Source organism: Neisseria sp. HMSC065D04, from assembly GCF_001815675.1.
Classification (GTDB): Bacteria; Pseudomonadota; Gammaproteobacteria; order Burkholderiales; family Neisseriaceae; genus Neisseria.
This window is the reverse complement of record NZ_KV821557.1, coordinates 62,023-77,973: the sequence shown is the minus strand read 5'-3', so window position 1 is coordinate 77,973 and position 15,951 is coordinate 62,023. Positions and strand designations below refer to the sequence as shown.

Sequence of the window (15,951 nt, the reverse complement as noted above, 5' to 3'; positions counted from 1 at the left end):
CCGTACTGGTTTAAAGTTAATCCACTATACCCTCAACCCCCACATCAAAATAACAAAGGTCAACATCATGTGCCAACTGCTCGGCATGAACTGTAACACCCCCACAGACATCGTCTTTTCCTTTGAAGGCTTCCGCCGCCGCGGCGGCATTACCGACCACCATGCAGACGGTTTCGGCATCGGCTTTTTCGAAGGCAAAGGCGTACGCCTGTTCCACGACGACAAACCCAGCGCCGCCTCGCCCGTCGCCGACCTCGTTCGCGCCTACCAAATCAAATCCGAAAACGTCATCGCCCACATCCGCAAAGCCTCGCAAGGACAAACCTCGCTGGCCAACACCCACCCCTTCATGCGCGAAATGTGGGGCGAATACTGGCTGTTTGCACACAACGGACATTTAATCGATTTCTACCCCGAACAAGGCGAGTATTACCATGCCGTCGGCACCACCGACTCCGAACGCGCCTTCTGCCACATCCTCAACCGCCTGCGCAGCCGCTTCGCCAGCAAGCCCGACCCGGACACCCTATTCGACGCCCTCGCCGCGCTGACCCACGAAATCCGCCGCTTCGGATTGTTCAACTTCGTTATGTCCAACGGCGACAACCTGTTTGCCCACGCCAGCACGCTTTTGCACTACATCGTACGCAAAGCCCCGTTCGGCAAAGCACGGCTTTTGGACGACGACGTCATGGTCGATTTTTCCGAAGTCACCACCCCAAACGACAAAGTCGCCGTCATTGCCACCTTACCGCTGACCCGAGACGAAACCTGGTCGCAACTGGCAGTGGACGAACTGGTCATGTTCCGACAAGGCGACATTGCCCGCAGCGACCGTCCTGAACAACCCGTCTACATGAGCGTAGAAGAAGGCTTGGCAATCGCCCGCGCCGTCGGCGTATCCGTTTAAAACAAAGAGGTCGTCTGAAAACAGAAAACGGCTTTCAGACGACCCCTTCAACCCATAATAAACCCACCGACTATACGGGAATAGCTCAATCGGCTACAATTCCGTTTCACAAACAAATAAATTCAAAAACTTATGAAATGTCCGTTTTGTCAGCATCCCAATACTCAAGTCACTGATTCGCGGCTCTTGGAAGAGACGAACAGCATCCGCCGCCGCCGCCGTTGCGTGGAGTGCGGGCAGCGGTTCAGTACGTTTGAAACGGTCGAAATGCGGATGCCGCAGGTGATTAAATCCAACGGTACGCGCGTGGCGTTTAATCCGCACAAGCTGAGAACCAGTTTGGAACGGGCTTTGCACAAACGCCCGATTGCCCAGGAAAAAATCGATGAAACGGTCGCGCTGATTGAGCAGCGTCTGTATCAGTCGGGCAACAAGGAAGTGCCGTCGCGCATGGTGGGGGAAATGGCGATGGAGGAATTGGCAAAAATCGATCAGGTCGCCTATGTCCGTTTTGCTTCCGTGTATAAAAGTTTCAACGACGTGTCCGAGTTTACTCAGGCAATCGCCACGCTGGTGCAGACCGACGGGAAATAGGTCGTCTGAAAGCGGTGTGTTGATGATGAAGAGGATGTTTATGAAAAGAGTTTTATCCGTAGCCGCCGCACTATTCTGCCTTGCCGCCTGCAGCCCCGAACAGGGCGATGCGGCGTCGAAAGCTGCCTCCGATACGGTTCAAACGCTGACGAGCATGGATGGCAAAATTTCTATCTCCGTCCATAACAGCCACTTCACCGACATCATCGCCGATTCCGCCCGCCATCCGAAAAACGTCCCTGCCTCCAACCTGATTCTGCTCCAACACGACCCTGAAGCACGCATTACCATTTATGCGGCGAACAACGGCCCGGCGCAAACGGATGCCAAAACCTATTTCGCCGAACTCAAAACCGCCCTGCAATCGGACGAAACTCAAAATGTCCGCGTCGGTATCGCCACCGACAACCGCATGAATTACCAAACCGACCGCGAAGACCGGCAAGGTACGTTCAACCAATATTGCATCGCCATTCACGAAGCCAATATTTATACCGTTTGCGCGTACAGCCATCATGCGGGGCAGAAAGATTTGTCCGTCGTTTTAAAAGAAGTGAGTCTGGCGCATTAGCGTTTGAACGAATAAAACACGGCAAAGGTCGTCTGAAAACGGAAAACTTTAAGAAATCCACATTATGTTTGATTGTATTGATACCCAAATGATGCAAAACGCCCTTGCCCTTGCGCGGCTCGGGCGTTTTTCCACTTCCCCCAATCCCCGCGTCGGCTGCGTGATTGCACACGGCAGTCAAATCGTCGGACAAGGGTTTCATGTCAAAGCGGGCGAACCGCATGCCGAAGTGCATGCGCTGCGGCAGGCGGGCGAAATGGCGCGCGGGGCGACGGCTTATGTGACGCTCGAACCGTGCAGCCATTACGGCCGTACACCGCCCTGCGCCGAAGCCCTAATCGGTTCGGGCGTGTCGCGCGTGGTCGCTGCCATAACCGATCCCAATCCTCTGGTGGAAGGCAAAGGTTTGGCAATGCTCGAAGCCGCAGGCATCCGCACCGAAAGCGGTTTGCTGGAAACCGAAGCGCGCGAACTCAACCGCGGCTTCCTTTCCCGTATCGAACGCGGCCGCCCGTTTGTCCGCGTCAAATGCGCCGCCAGCTTGGACGGCAAAACCGCGCTCGCCGACGGACGCAGCTACTGGATTACCGGTGAAGCCGCAAGGGCGGACGTACAGACCTTACGCGCGGAAAGCTGCGCCGTCTTAACCGGCATCGGCACGGTGCTTGCCGACAACCCGCGCCTCAACGTCCGCGCCTTCCAGACCCTGCGCCAGCCCGCGCGTATCGTATTGGACAGCAAACTGCAAACGCCGTTGAACAGCCACATGGTTTCAGACGACCTCAGCCCCACCGTCATCGTAACCGCCGTCGATGATGAAGAACGCCTCAAACCATACCGCGCGTTCAATCATATCCGCATCTTGAGGTCGTCTGAAAACGCCGCCGGACGTATAGACCTTGCCGCACTGCTGCCCCAATTGGCAGAACTGGGCTACGGCGAGATTATGGTCGAAGCGGGCGCGACACTGACCTCCGCCTTTATCGAATCAGGCTTGGCAGATGAAATCGTGTTATACCAAGCGCCGAAAATCTTAGGCGAAGGCAGAAGCCTGCTCACCCTCCCTGCCAACCCTGCCGTTTTAGCTTCGGAAGGCGAGTGGGAAAGCCGTTCGGTAGAGCTGATCGGGCAGGACGTAAAATGGGTTTTGCGTAGAAAATAGGCTGCCTCGTAAACCAGAAAGGTCGTCTGAAAACTGATTTGGGTTTTCAGACGACCTTTTTGTCAGAAGCAACGGTGTTTTATAGTGGATTAAAATAAAAATGAGACAAGGCGGCAACGCCCGCCGTGTACGGGTAGTACATAAGGGCGTTGGCAACGCCGTATCATTGCAATTTTAATCCACTATACTGCATCGCCTGATTTGCTTGACAGAGTTACAAATACCGCTTCAACATATACTGAAGTAATATTAATTTTAGGTTAAATTACGCAAATATATTAATACTAATTTTTATTAATTATTTGTATTTCCGATATTATATTTAGTCACTAACGGTATAGTCATCACTAAAAATAATACAATTCAAAATCTTACCGCCGAGCTTGATTATAATATTTGCATAAACATTTCCCAACACTCCATTATCGTCGGGCAATGCTGCATTTGCACATGCAAAACTTTTACGTCCAAAACCAATCTTAGGGAAAGATTTATTTTCGACACCGACAAAACGGATTCCGACCCTGCTGTTTTTATGACTGCCGGCCGGGGTTCTGCTGCGGCATTTTGCACTGTGCGGCACGCCCTTTTCCATCACATGAGACTTGTCATGAAAAATATTACCATTCAGAAATTTGCAGATAAAACCGCCAAAATCGGCATCGTCGGCCTGGGCTATGTCGGCCTGCCGCTGATGCTCCGTTATGTGGACATCGGTTATCAGGTTTTGGGCTTCGACATCGACAAAACCAAAGTCGACAAACTCAACAAAGGCGAGACCTACATCGAGCATATTCCTGCCGAGAAAATCGCCGCTGCTTCTAACAGCCTGTTTGAAGCCACCACCGACTTCTCCCGCATCGGCGAAGTGGAAGCCGTGATTTTGTGCGTACCGACTCCGTTGAACAAATACCGCGAGCCGGACATGAGTTTCGTTATCGACACCACCGACGCGGTGAAACCTTACCTTCGCGCCGGTCAAGTGCTGTCTTTGGAATCCACCACCTACCCCGGTACGACCGAAGAAGAATTGCTGCCGCGCGTTGAAGAAGGCGGCTTGAAAGTCGGTAAAGACGTGTTCTTGGTGTACTCTCCGGAACGTGAAGACCCGGGCAACCCGAATTTTGAAACCCGCACCATCCCGAAAGTCATCGGCGGTCATACTCCTGCTTGTTTGGAAGTCGGTATCGCGCTGTATCAGCCTGCCATCGACAAAGTCGTACCGGTAAGCTCTACCAAAGCCGCCGAGCTGACCAAACTTCTGGAAAACATCCACCGCGCCGTGAACATCGGTTTGGTGAACGAGATGAAAATCGTCGCCGACAAAATGGATGTCGATATTCACGAAGTCATCGCCGCCGCGGCAACCAAACCGTTCGGCTTCGTTGCCTACTATCCCGGTCCGGGCTTGGGCGGTCACTGTATCCCCATCGACCCGTTCTACCTGACTTGGAAAGCGCGCGAATACGGCGTGAACACCCGCTTCATCGAGCTGGCAGGCGAAGTGAACTCCCATATGCCCGATTACGTCATCAGCAAAGTGGGCTTGGCTTTGAACGAACACAACCGTTCCATCAAAGACAGCAAAATCTTGGTTTTGGGTATCGCCTACAAGAAAAATGTGGACGACATGCGCGAAAGCCCGTCTGTGGAAGTGATGGACCGCCTGCACAAATTGGGGGCAAACATTTCCTACTCTGACCCGCACGTGCTTGAGTTCCCGTACATCCCCGGCCACCACTACTTCGACCTGAAGAGCGAGCCGCTGACGCCGGAAACCGTAGCGAAATACGACTGTGTAGTCCTGACCACCGACCACGATAAGTTTGACTACGACATGATTGCCGAACACGCCAAACTGATTGTCGATACGCGCGGCAAGTTCCCTGCGAAAAACCCGAAAGTCGTGAAAGCGTAATACCTTTGACGATTGAGGCAGACTGCCTGCCGACGGGTTTCGGCAGGCAGTCGGCTTTCTTAGACCGTTTGTTTTCAGACGACCTAAGAAAGCCCTTATTTATATGATGCTGCTGCGTTTTCAGGTCGTCTGAAAATCTTGGCGGCAGCCAATCCCTCCTATTTATGAATATAAGAAAAATACTCGGCTATGCTTTGGGTCCGATAGGCAGTGCGGCTTTCGGCATCCTCTCGCTTCCGCTGATTTCATGGTACTACCCTGCGGAAGACATCGGCCGTATCGTCTTACTGCAAACCATATCCGCTCTGACCATCCTGATTTTGGGGCTGGGCTTGGATCAGGCGTATATCCGCGAATACTACGCCAGCGAAGACAAAGCCGCGCTGTTCAAATCCTTCAGCCTGTCCCCGTTTGTTTTGAGCATTGTCGGGGTATTGCTGATACTTTTGTGGAATCCCTCTTGGCCTTCCGAAATTATTTTTGATTTGAACAACACCAAGCTGGGTATTCTGTTTTTAGTTTTTTTACTGACCACCCTGTTTATCCGCTTTTTCTCGCTCATCCTACGGATGCAGGAAAAGGCAATTGCTTTCTCACTCAGCCAGCTGACACCGAAATTCCTGATTTTAGTTTTAGTTTTGCTCTTCATCCTAATCGGTTTGCCAACCCATACCACCAGCCTGGTCTTTGCCTATACCGCCGCCCAAATACTGACCGTCGCTGTATTGATCTACCAAACCCGAACGGATTTGGCCGCCGCCATCCGTTCGCCTTGGTCGGCAAAGCTGCACAAAATGGGTCTGCAATACGGACTGCCTTTGGCATTCGGCAATCTCGCCTACTGGGGGCTGACGTCTATCGACCGTTTTGTTTTGAAAGAAATGGCAAGTTTGGAGCAACTGGGGATTTACTCAATGGCGGTCAGCTTCGGCGCTGTCGCCCTGATTTTCCAAAGCGTATTCTCAACCATATGGGCGCCATTGGTGTTCAAATGGGTTGAAGACAACACCAACCTCGACAAAATCGGCGGCATTACCCTGTCGATGACTGCGCTCATCAGCGCGATGGTTTGCTTTATCGGTATTTTTTCGCCGGTGGTCACTTGGATCCTTCCCGGGAAATATGCATCGGTACAGTTTATTTTACTGTCGTGCATGATGTTTCCTTTGTTTTATACGCTGACGGAAGTGACCGGCATCGGTTTGAACGTCGTCAAAAAAACCTGGCTGATTACCGCAGTCAATATTGCGGCATTCCTGCTGAACTTCGGCCTGCTGTATTGGCTGGTTCCGCTCTTGGGCGCACGGGGCGCCGCAATGGCGAGTGCGACTTCTTTTTGGGTGTTTATGCTCATTAAGACCGAATTGTCTTCAAGGATGTGGCAAAAGTTGCCCTGCCGGAAAATTTATACCCATACCGTACTCTGCCTGATTTTGTGCCTGGGCTACACCTACTTCGGCAACGCCGGCAACTACTACATTTTTGCTTTAATCTGGCTGGCAGGTTTGATTGCCCTGACTGTGAAATACAAAACACCACTTTCTTCAGCTTTATCAGTAGTGAAAGGTCGTCTGAATAAAAAACACTCAACACAATAACAACCATACTGCGTGCAGTTTTTGATTCTGCCGCTAAAAAACGCTTACTCACCGAGAATCTTTGATTTTGTGCCCTGTCCGCAACCTATGCGGCTTGTACGCCGACACACTCGACACAGGTATTATCATGCATACATTAATCATTCCTTCTTGGTATCCATCCACTCCGGACGACGTCAACGGAATCTTTTTCCGCCTGCAAGCACAAGCCTTGCAACGCTCCGGAGTTAAAGTAGGGGTCGTCGCACCGATATTCCGTTCGTTCAGAACTCAGGCAAAAACTGCGTTCAACCCGAAAAATTACGGAATAAGGACCTACATCGACAAAGACGTACCGACTTATGTGTACGACAGCATGTTTTTCTTCCCGCGCATCCCGCATATCGACCGCAAACGGGAAATCGCCGCCAGTATGAAACTGTTCCGCCGATACGTTGCAGACCACGGCATGCCCGACGTCCTGCACGCGCACTGCGTCAACAGCGGCGGCATCATTGCATACGAAATCCACAAAGCAACCGGCATTCCGTATGTCATCACCGAACACAGCACCACCTACGCCCGCAAACTTATCCGCAACTGGCAACGCCCACTGATGTATGCCGCCGCCCAAAACGCCGCCTGCCGCCTGGCCGTCAGCCGCGACTTTGCCGAACTGCTGAAAGAAGAATACCGCGGATTGGAGTGGCAATATGTTCCCAATATCCTGTCCGCCAGCTTTGAAGCGCCGATCGACCTTGCCGACAAACCCGCCAACGAAGACTTTACCTTCTGCTCGGTCGCACACCTGCAACATAAAAAAGGCTACGACATCCTGCTGCCCGCCTTTGCCGAAGCAGTCAAAGCCTATCCGAACCTGAAGCTGAAAATCGGCGGGGGCGGTTATGAAGAATTCAAGCTGCACCGTTTGGCAAAAGACTTGGGGCTGGAAAACAACGTTATCTTTGAAGGTCGTCTGAAAAACGAAGAAGTCTTGGAATTGATGTATCAAAGCGATGCCTTCGTATTGGCCAGCCGCCACGAAACTTTCGGCGTCGTTTTCATCGAGGCTTTGGCGCAAGGACTGCCCGTCATCGCGACGCGCTGTGGCGGTCCTGAGACTATCGTCAATCCATCCAACGGGCTTTTGGTCGATGTCGGGGACCAAAAATCGCTAACGGAAGCACTTATCTCCCTCTATCGGAACCGAAAAAAATATTTCCCGCGCCTGTTGCGCGAAAACTGCCTGAAAGAATTTGGAGAGCGTCCCGTTACCGAACAAATCATTTCTGCATATAATAAAGCTCTTGGAACGACCTAAATTTCAGGAAGCAACGTGAAAATTAAAAAACAAAATATATACATTACTATGCTTTATACGATGGTTACCGCCTACATGCTGGGGCCGATGCTGTCGTATAAGCTGGGGATTCCGCGTATCGACAATCCGCTGACCCTTTTGCTGGTGCCTGCCACCCTGCTGATTTTTTTCATAGAAAACAAAACATTCAATAGCAAGGCAGGACTCATGCTTATGGCGGTCGGGCTGATGACCGGCTGGAGCGCAATCCATCTGTTCATCACGCCCTTGGATTCGGTCAGGGTCATGGATACCTTTTTCTTCCTGTCGGTCGCCGGTTTGTTTTACCTGCTGTATCTGATTTTGAGCCGACACGAAAACCCCTTGCGCTTCGTACGCAGGCTGTTGGTTTACTTTTGCGCCTTTATCATTATTCCGCCCGTTATCGAGGTGTTGACCGGCATCCAGTTTGTCAAATCAGACGAAATTTTGGCGATTGAGGCCGGCGTGATTAAAGGCTTCTTCTTCAACCCCAACAACTTGGGTACGACCGCCCTCTTCTTCGCACCTGCCGTGTTGATATTTTTCAATATCGGCGTCAACAAGAGGGAATATTTGTTCGGCTGGATTTTATTTTTGAGTTTGGGCGCGATTGTTTTCGCCAGCGCATCGCGTACGGCGACGATGAGTTACATCATTTTGTTTATCCTGAACTTGATTTACCGTAACAACGGGCTGTTTACGCTGATGACCATAGGCGTTACAGGTGCAGGCTTGTCGATGATTCCGAAACAGTACATTGCCGATTTCCTGCTCTCGATGCACGGCAATGCCTTTTTGGAAAACATTTCTTCCCGCCTGTATTTGTTCCTGTTCAATTTGGAGAGTGACAACTCGGTCGGCTACCGCCAAGAAATTTACAACTACTTCTGGAGCAATCCGCCGCTTTTGCTTTACGGCTACGGCCCTAAAAACTTTCAGGAATACTTCGGCGGGCATTTGAGCGACAGCCTCGGTTTTGAAAATCCGCACAGTTTCATCATCGAACTGTATTTGGGCTTCGGCATGATTTCCTTAATCGGCTTCATCTGTTACATCATTTGGTATGCAGTGAACGTCTTTTTAAGCCAAAACCTGCGGAACAAACAAAAAGCCATCGGCTTGGCGGCAATCTGCCTGTTTATTTTGGGCGGCTTCATCCCGTCCACCATTTTGCGTATGCCCTTCCTCTGGCTGCCCTGCTTTTTGATTTTCCTGTACAGCGTCCTGCCGCAGCGCGATACGGCGTATAACGCGTACCGATACACCCCTTGATAGAAAACATGATATGAAAAAAATTGTTTTGACTACTTCCATGTCCGGCCTCGGCGGCACTGAAAACGCGACCTTCCGCTTAGGACGGTTGCTCAGGCAGCGCGGCCACGAGGTCGTCCTTGCCTCTTCCGATGGCCCGCTCATCAAAGAAGCCCAAGCCTTGGGCATCCAATGGCGTCCGATTGATTTTTATCAGGGCGGCATCTTGGGCTACATCAAAGGCATGTTCGCCTACATGAAGATGTTGAAACAAGAAAAACCCGACATCATCCACTGCCAAATGGCGCGTATCGTTCCAGCCTGTGCCATCGCGGCGAAAATCTCTTCACCGAAAACCAAAGTGTTCTACCACGCGCGCGGTTTGGATGCTGAAACCTATCCCAAAATCGCCAAACTTTTCGACAAACTGGGCGTATACATCATCGGCAACTGCAGGCACGAGCAGGAAAAACTCATCCGCCACGGCTTCCCTGCCAACCGCATCACCTACACCTACAACGCCCTGCACAAAGCCGATTACGTTCCTGAAAAAACTGCCAAAGACTACGTCATGCTCGGTACGCTGTCGCGCTTGGATACCGTCCGCGCCGTGCATGTGATGCTGGACATCTTTAAGAAAATGGTCGACCGCGATATGCCCGTACGCCTGAACGTAGCGGGCATAGGCGAAGAAATGGACAATCTGAAAGCGCAAGCGAAACGCCTGGGCATAGACGACAAAGTTACCTTCCTCGGCGGCGTGCGCGATTTGACCGGTTATTTCAAAGACGTGGATATTTTGGTAAACACGCCGCACTGCATCGGCGACCACGGAGCAGGCGTCGGCAACAACATCCTTGAAGCCGGCCTCTACGACACGCCCGTCGTGACCTACAACATGGGCGGCATTTCCGAAATGGTCATTACCGGCGAAACCGGATACTGTTTCCCCTTCGGCGAAGACGAAGCCTTTATCGAAGCCGTCGATCAACTCATCAAGCAACCCGAGTTGCGCGAAAAAATGGGCAAAGCCCTGCATAAACACGTTGAGACCTTGTGTTCCGATGATGAAATCTATCGCACCACAATGGCCGCTTACGATATGTGAGGTCGTCTGAAAATATGAACATCACCATCGTCGCCCCCTACTGTTCTCTGCCGTCCGAGCCGCATTTCAACCGCTTCTGGTATCTAGCCGAGCTGTTGTCGCAGTCTCATGACGTGCTGCTGATTACCAGCAATTTCAAACACTACGACAAATCTTTCAGACGACCTGAAGATGCCGAATCTGCCTCGCAAGGTCGTCTGAAAGTCATGCTGTTGGAAGAGAGCGGCTACGACAAAAACGTCTCGCTGGACCGCGTCAAAAGCCATCATGTGTTCGTCAAACATTTTGAGCAATGGCTGAACAACTGCCGCCCGGGCGAACAAGACGTCGTCTTTTCCGCCTATCCGCTGATCGCCACCAACCTGCTTTTGGGCGAACACAAAGCGCGTTTGGGCTACAAGCTGATTATCGACGTGCAGGACGTATGGCCGGAGTCTTTCTCCTCGGTCGTGCCGTTTTTGAAAAAAATCCCGCACAACCTGCTGCCCTTCTCCTCCCGCGCCAACCGAGCCTACCGCTACGCCGACGCGCTGGTCGCCGTGTCGCAGACCTACCTCGACCGCGCCAAAGAAGCCAATCCGAACGTTCCCGGCGAAGTCGTCTATATCGGCGCGGATTTTCCGAAACTCGATGCCGCGCCGGCAAAAGACTTCGGCGACAGCAAAACCCGTTTCTTCTACTTGGGTACGCTCAGTTACAGCTATGACGTCGAAACCGTGTGCAAAGGCGTTCGGAAACTGTTGGACGACGGCAAAAATGTAGAGCTGCACATCATGGGCGGCGGCCCCGATTTGGACAGGCTCAAACAATATGCCTGCGAGGGCATCAAGTTTTACGGCTACATCCCCTACGCCGAAATGATGTCGGTCGCCAAGGGCTGCGACATCTCCGTCAACGCCATCCATTCCTACGCCATGCAGTCGATTACCAACAAACTGTCCGACTATATGGCATTGCAAAAACCGATTTTAAACAGCCAAGTCAACGACGAAGTCGCCGAAGTCCTCTCCCTGCTGCCGCATGCGGACTACCGTTCCGGCGACGTGGACAGCTTCGTCCAAGCCGCCAAAGACATTCTGGCGCGCAAAAACGACCCCGTTCAATCCGACGAAATCGTCCGCCGCTTCAAGCGCGACGTGGCGTATCAAAAAATCGTCAACCTGATTGAAAGATTAGCCCATGAGTAAATTCTTCAAACGCCTGTTTGACATCATCGCCTCCGCCTCAGGACTGATTTTCCTCTCGCCCGTATTTTTGATTTTGATATACCTCATCCGCAAAAACTTGGGCGAACCCGTCTTCTTCACCCAAGAGCGGCCGGGCAAAGACGGCAAACCATTCAAAATGATCAAATTCCGCTCCATGCGCGATGCGGTCGATAAAGACGGCAACCCGCTGCCCGACAGCGAGCGGCTGACCCCTTTCGGCAAGAAACTGCGCGCGACAAGCTTGGACGAACTTCCTGAGCTTTGGAACGTTCTAAAAGGAGAGATGAGCCTGGTCGGCCCAAGACCGCTGTTGATGAGCTACCTGCCGCTTTACAACGAATTTCAAAACCGCCGCCACGAAATGAGGCCCGGCGTAACCGGTTGGGCGCAGATCAACGGGCGCAACGCGCTTTCGTGGGACGAAAAGTTCGCACACGATATTTGGTATATCGACCATTACAGTTTTTGGCTGGATATGAAAATCCTGTTTCTGACAGTCAAAAAAGTCTTTATCAAAGAAGGTATTTCGGCTGAGGGAGAAGCCACCATGCCCTATTTCACAGGAAATGACACTGATGCGAAAAAATAACGTACTTATCCTTTCCGCGGGAAGGCGCGTTGAATTGGTACAGGATTTTCAAACCGAAGCGGCCAAGTTTTCAGACGACGTCAAGATTTTGACGACGGATTTGGTGCCGCGTATGTCCTCCGCCTGCCACGTTTCGGACGGTTCGTTTGAAGTGCCGCTGATTAGCGCTGATTCGTATATCGACAGCATTTTCGATCTGGCGGTACGCGAAAACATCGGTTTAATCATCCCGACCATAGACACCGAACTGCAAAAGCTGGCAGACGAGCGCGAACGCTTCGAAGCGGCAGGCATCCACATCGTCGTTTCCGACTCGGACTTCATCGCGCAATGCCGCGACAAACGGAAAACCGCCAGCTTGTTTGCCCGCTACGGCATACGTTCGCCCGAAATTTACGACCGCGGGAAGCTGGTTTTCCCTTGCTTCGCCAAACCCTACGACGGCAGCCGCGCCATCGGTGCCAAACGGATCGACACGCCTGCCTGCCTGACGCCTGAAATCGTGGACGACCCCAAGTTGATGTTCTGCGAACTTATCGACATCGAAAACGAATTTTCCGAATTTACCGTCGATATGTATTACGACCATGAAGGTCGTCTGAAATGCGCCATCCCGCGAAAACGCTTGGAAGTGCGCTCCGGCGAAGTCAGCAAAGGCATTACCCGCAAAAACAGCCTCTACCAAACGCTGCTGGAAAAAATGGCGGTATTGGAAGGCGCGCGAGGCTGTATTACGGCGCAATTCTTCTGCAACGAAGAAACCGGCGAATTCTACGGCGTGGAAATCAACCCCCGCTTCGGCGGCGGCTTCCCGCTGACGTATGCCGCAGGCGGCAATTATCCGGGCTGGCTGATGCACGAATACTTCCGCAACGAAGAAATCCCGTTTTCAGACGACTGGGAAAACAACCTCATCATGCTGCGCTACGATGCCAAGGTCTTGGTTCATGAAAACGATTAATCCCGAAACCGCCGTCATTGTCTTCGACTTGGACGATACGCTGTACTCGGAATACGAATACAAGCTCTCCGGCATCCGCGCAATCGTCGATACCGTCGCCACCCTGTATCCCGATTGGGATTCAGACGACCTATGGCGCAGTATCGACCCCGACGGTAAAGACTGGCTGGACAAGTTGTGCCGCCACTGCGGTTTCAACGAATCGGAAAAACAGGTTCTTCTGTGGCAATACCGGCTGCACCGCCCGACGCTGACGCCGTATGCCCCGCATGATTTCCTGTCCGAGCTGACCGCGCCCTTCGCCGCACGCGCGCTGATTACCGACGGCAGAAGCCTGACCCAACGCTTGAAACTGGAAGCCTTGGGGCTGTATTCCCTGTTTGACGACATCCTCGTCTCCGAAGCCTGCGCTTCGGAAAAGCCCGACGGCAAACGCTTCCGCTATTTACAAGACAAATATGCCGAAAAGGCAGACTGCTTCATCTATATCGGCGACAACATTTCCAAAGACTTTATCGCGCCGAACGCTTTGGGCTGGATAACCATAGGATTGCGTCCCTCCGGACAAAACATCCACCGTCACCTGCCTGAAAGTTTTAACACAGAATATCATCCCAACTTTTGGATTGACTCCCTTCAAGATTTAGCATCTTTGGGCAATTCAAGCATTTAAACATTACATAATCAAACGTACACTCACGATACTAAAAAGGACTATTTCATGACGAAAATATTATTCATGGGACGTAAACGGCTTTCCGCCAACCTGCTCCGACTCTTATCCTCACAAGACGGCATCGAAATCGTCGGCGTTCTGACCGACAGCCACCTGCAAGGCTCGCCGACGACCGCCGCCGCCAAAGAATTGGGCTTGCCGCTCTACACTTTCGATACCGCCTTGGAAGCGATGAAGGAAGGTCGTCTGAAATACGATTTGGGCTTGTCCGTACTCTACTGGCGCAAACTGCGCGACGAATTCCTGACCATCCCGCGCTTGGGTACGATCAACTTCCACCCTGCCCTGTTGCCCGAATACAAAGGCACGGGCGGCTACAATCTCGCTATCATGGACGAATTGTCCGAGTGGGGCAGCACCGCCCACTACGTCGACGCCTCCATCGACACCGGCGAAATCATCGAAGTGGACCGTTTCCCCATTGACCCCGCCGCCGAAACCGCCCAATCGCTCGAACGCAAAACCATGCAGGCATTGGAGCCGTTCGCACAACGCATTATCGCCCGCGCCGTCGAAGCGCAAGCCAAACTGCCGACCACGCCCAACATCGGTGGTCGTTACGTCAGCCGCGACGAAATGGAAGCCATGAAGCAAATCCGCGACGGCGACGACGTCGAGAAAAAAATCCGCGCCTTCTGGTTCCCGCCTTACGACGGTGCATACGTCGAAATCAACGGTCAAAAATACACCTTAATCAACCGCCAACTGCTGGAAGAAGTCGCCCCCAAAGACTCCACCAGCCTTTTCGCAGGAAAAGCCAATGCTTAACACATCCCTCTCCCCGTGGCCGAGCTTCACCCAAGAAGAAGCCGACGCCGTTTCCAAAGTCCTGCTGTCCAACAAAGTCAACTATTGGACGGGTACCGAATGCCGTGAATTTGAAAAAGAATTCGCCGCCTTCGCCGGCACGCAATACGCCGTCGCCCTTTCCAACGGCACGCTGGCACTCGATGTCGCGCTTAAAGCAATGGGCATCGGCGCAGGCGACGACGTCGTCGTTACCTCGCGCACCTTCCTCGCCTCCGCTTCCTGCATCGTTACCGCAGGCGCAAACCCCGTGTTTGCCGATGTGGATTTGAACAGCCAAAACATCAGCGCGGAAACCATCAAAGCCGCGCTGACGCCGAATACCAAAGCCATCATCGTCGTCCACCTTGCCGGTATGCCCGCCGAAATGGACGGCATCATGGATTTGGCAAAAGAACATGATTTATGGGTTATCGAAGACTGCGCCCAAGCGCACGGCGCGAAATACAAAGGCAAATCCGTCGGCAGCATCGGACACGTCGGCGCATGGTCGTTCTGCCAAGACAAAATCATGACCACTGGCGGCGAAGGCGGCATGGTCACCACCAACGACAAAGAGCTGTGGAGCAAAATGTGGTCGTACAAAGACCACGGCAAAAGCTATGACGCCGTGTACCACCGCGAACACGCCCCCGGCTTCCGCTGGCTGCACGAAAGCTTCGGCACCAACTGGCGCATGATGGAAATGCAGGCAGTCATCGGCCGCATCCAACTCAAACGTATGCCCGAATGGACGGCGCGCCGCCAAGCGCACGCCGCCAAGCTGGCAGAAAGCTTGGGCAAGTTCGCCAGCATCCGCCTGATTGAAGTCGCCGACTACATCGAACACGCGCAATACAAGTTCTACGCCTTCATCAAACCCGAACACCTGAAAGACGGCTGGACGCGCGACCGCATCGTCAGCGAACTGAACGCGCGCAAAGTCCCCTGCTATCAAGGAAGCTGCTCCGAAGTCTATTTGGAAAAAGCCTTCGACAACACGCCATGGCGTCCGAAAGAGCGACTGAAAAACGCCGTCCAACTGGGCGACACCAGCCTGATGTTCTTGGTGCACCCGACGCTGACCGACGACGAAATCGCGTTCTGCAAAGAACACATCGAAGCTGTGTTGGCAGAAGCCACAGCATAAAGTACAAACCGCCGCGCCCGTTTCATCGGAACGGCGGCGGTTTACCGCTTCAGCCGAATATAGTGGATTAAATTTAAATCAGGACAAG

At 52.6% G+C, this 15,951-nt stretch carries 16 protein-coding genes; 15 read left to right on the top strand and 1 reads right to left on the bottom strand.

Annotated features, from left to right (window positions below):
- Positions 1-67: 67 nt before the first annotated feature.
- The 4 genes from HMPREF3050_RS12460 to ribD all read left to right on the top strand — a co-directional run bounded on the left by HMPREF3050_RS12460 (position 68) and on the right by ribD (position 3,237).
- Complete coding sequence (locus HMPREF3050_RS12460) at positions 68-910, top strand: class II glutamine amidotransferase (protein ID WP_070775009.1); 843 nt, start codon at positions 68-70, stop codon at positions 908-910.
- Positions 911-1,042: 132 nt separating this feature from the next.
- Complete coding sequence (nrdR, locus tag HMPREF3050_RS12455; protein WP_003776195.1) at positions 1,043-1,504, top strand: transcriptional regulator NrdR; 462 nt, start codon at positions 1,043-1,045, stop codon at positions 1,502-1,504.
- 40 nt (positions 1,505-1,544) lie between these two features.
- Positions 1,545-2,075 carry a hypothetical protein gene (locus HMPREF3050_RS12450; RefSeq protein WP_246830277.1) on the top strand — a complete coding sequence of 177 codons (531 nt, stop codon included), beginning with the start codon at positions 1,545-1,547 and terminating at the stop codon, positions 2,073-2,075.
- 64 nt (positions 2,076-2,139) lie between these two features.
- Positions 2,140-3,237: a bifunctional diaminohydroxyphosphoribosylaminopyrimidine deaminase/5-amino-6-(5-phosphoribosylamino)uracil reductase RibD gene (ribD, locus tag HMPREF3050_RS12445; RefSeq protein WP_070775007.1), complete on the top strand. Its 1,098-nt coding sequence runs from the start codon at positions 2,140-2,142 to the stop codon at positions 3,235-3,237.
- Between the two features lie 322 nt (positions 3,238-3,559).
- Here ribD and HMPREF3050_RS12440 read toward each other — a convergent pair whose 3' ends face one another.
- On the bottom strand, positions 3,560-3,832 hold the full coding sequence (locus HMPREF3050_RS12440) for a hypothetical protein (RefSeq protein ID WP_070775006.1): 273 nt from the start codon (positions 3,830-3,832) through the stop codon (positions 3,560-3,562).
- 15 nt (positions 3,833-3,847) lie between these two features.
- On the opposite strand from HMPREF3050_RS12440, the gene HMPREF3050_RS12435 reads away from it, so the two are divergent.
- The 11 genes from HMPREF3050_RS12435 (at position 3,848) to HMPREF3050_RS12385 (ending at position 15,863) form a co-directional block, all read left to right on the top strand.
- Positions 3,848-5,155: a nucleotide sugar dehydrogenase gene (locus HMPREF3050_RS12435; RefSeq protein WP_039862706.1), complete on the top strand. Its 1,308-nt coding sequence runs from the start codon at positions 3,848-3,850 to the stop codon at positions 5,153-5,155.
- 164 nt (positions 5,156-5,319) lie between these two features.
- Positions 5,320-6,753 carry a lipopolysaccharide biosynthesis protein gene (locus HMPREF3050_RS12430; RefSeq protein ID WP_070775005.1) on the top strand — a complete coding sequence of 478 codons (1,434 nt, stop codon included), beginning with the start codon at positions 5,320-5,322 and terminating at the stop codon, positions 6,751-6,753.
- A gap of 127 nt (positions 6,754-6,880) precedes the next feature.
- On the top strand, positions 6,881-8,053 hold the full coding sequence (locus HMPREF3050_RS12425; protein ID WP_003769122.1) for a glycosyltransferase: 1,173 nt from the start codon (positions 6,881-6,883) through the stop codon (positions 8,051-8,053).
- A 15-nt stretch (positions 8,054-8,068) separates the two neighbouring features.
- Positions 8,069-9,346: an O-antigen ligase family protein gene (locus HMPREF3050_RS12420; protein WP_070775004.1), complete on the top strand. Its 1,278-nt coding sequence runs from the start codon at positions 8,069-8,071 to the stop codon at positions 9,344-9,346.
- 13 nt (positions 9,347-9,359) lie between these two features.
- A complete protein-coding gene (locus HMPREF3050_RS12415) occupies positions 9,360-10,433 on the top strand; it encodes a glycosyltransferase family 4 protein (protein ID WP_070775003.1) in 1,074 nt (357 codons plus the stop codon).
- A gap of 14 nt (positions 10,434-10,447) precedes the next feature.
- Positions 10,448-11,620: a glycosyltransferase gene (locus HMPREF3050_RS12410; protein ID WP_070775002.1), complete on the top strand. Its 1,173-nt coding sequence runs from the start codon at positions 10,448-10,450 to the stop codon at positions 11,618-11,620.
- Positions 11,613-12,230: a sugar transferase gene (locus tag HMPREF3050_RS12405; protein WP_070775001.1), complete on the top strand. Its 618-nt coding sequence runs from the start codon at positions 11,613-11,615 to the stop codon at positions 12,228-12,230. The genes HMPREF3050_RS12410 and HMPREF3050_RS12405 overlap by 8 nt, the downstream gene beginning before the upstream one ends.
- Positions 12,217-13,191, top strand: coding sequence for an ATP-grasp domain-containing protein (locus HMPREF3050_RS12400; RefSeq protein ID WP_070775000.1), 975 nt, complete (start codon positions 12,217-12,219; stop codon positions 13,189-13,191). The genes HMPREF3050_RS12405 and HMPREF3050_RS12400 overlap by 14 nt, the downstream gene beginning before the upstream one ends.
- On the top strand, positions 13,178-13,864 hold the full coding sequence (locus HMPREF3050_RS12395) for an HAD family hydrolase (protein ID WP_070774999.1): 687 nt from the start codon (positions 13,178-13,180) through the stop codon (positions 13,862-13,864). The genes HMPREF3050_RS12400 and HMPREF3050_RS12395 overlap by 14 nt, the downstream gene beginning before the upstream one ends.
- A gap of 48 nt (positions 13,865-13,912) precedes the next feature.
- Complete coding sequence (locus HMPREF3050_RS12390) at positions 13,913-14,695, top strand: formyltransferase family protein (RefSeq protein ID WP_070774998.1); 783 nt, start codon at positions 13,913-13,915, stop codon at positions 14,693-14,695.
- The gene (locus HMPREF3050_RS12385) at positions 14,688-15,863 is read left to right on the top strand and encodes a DegT/DnrJ/EryC1/StrS family aminotransferase (protein WP_070774997.1); all 1,176 of its coding nucleotides are present in this window, start codon (positions 14,688-14,690) and stop codon (positions 15,861-15,863) included. The genes HMPREF3050_RS12390 and HMPREF3050_RS12385 overlap by 8 nt, the downstream gene beginning before the upstream one ends.
- The last annotated feature ends 88 nt before the right edge of the window (positions 15,864-15,951 follow it).

Coding starts and splice junctions, on each gene's coding strand:
- HMPREF3050_RS12460 (WP_070775009.1), top strand. CDS start 68: ATGTGCCAACTGCTCGGCATGAACTGTAACACCCCCACAGACATCGTC.
- nrdR (WP_003776195.1), top strand. CDS start 1,043: ATGAAATGTCCGTTTTGTCAGCATCCCAATACTCAAGTCACTGATTCG.
- HMPREF3050_RS12450 (WP_246830277.1), top strand. CDS start 1,545: ATGAAAAGAGTTTTATCCGTAGCCGCCGCACTATTCTGCCTTGCCGCC.
- ribD (WP_070775007.1), top strand. CDS start 2,140: ATGTTTGATTGTATTGATACCCAAATGATGCAAAACGCCCTTGCCCTT.
- HMPREF3050_RS12440 (WP_070775006.1), bottom strand. CDS start 3,832: ATGGAAAAGGGCGTGCCGCACAGTGCAAAATGCCGCAGCAGAACCCCG.
- HMPREF3050_RS12435 (WP_039862706.1), top strand. CDS start 3,848: ATGAAAAATATTACCATTCAGAAATTTGCAGATAAAACCGCCAAAATC.
- HMPREF3050_RS12430 (WP_070775005.1), top strand. CDS start 5,320: ATGAATATAAGAAAAATACTCGGCTATGCTTTGGGTCCGATAGGCAGT.
- HMPREF3050_RS12425 (WP_003769122.1), top strand. CDS start 6,881: ATGCATACATTAATCATTCCTTCTTGGTATCCATCCACTCCGGACGAC.
- HMPREF3050_RS12415 (WP_070775003.1), top strand. CDS start 9,360: ATGAAAAAAATTGTTTTGACTACTTCCATGTCCGGCCTCGGCGGCACT.
- HMPREF3050_RS12410 (WP_070775002.1), top strand. CDS start 10,448: ATGAACATCACCATCGTCGCCCCCTACTGTTCTCTGCCGTCCGAGCCG.
- HMPREF3050_RS12405 (WP_070775001.1), top strand. CDS start 11,613: ATGAGTAAATTCTTCAAACGCCTGTTTGACATCATCGCCTCCGCCTCA.
- HMPREF3050_RS12400 (WP_070775000.1), top strand. CDS start 12,217: ATGCGAAAAAATAACGTACTTATCCTTTCCGCGGGAAGGCGCGTTGAA.
- HMPREF3050_RS12395 (WP_070774999.1), top strand. CDS start 13,178: ATGAAAACGATTAATCCCGAAACCGCCGTCATTGTCTTCGACTTGGAC.
- HMPREF3050_RS12390 (WP_070774998.1), top strand. CDS start 13,913: ATGACGAAAATATTATTCATGGGACGTAAACGGCTTTCCGCCAACCTG.
- HMPREF3050_RS12385 (WP_070774997.1), top strand. CDS start 14,688: ATGCTTAACACATCCCTCTCCCCGTGGCCGAGCTTCACCCAAGAAGAA.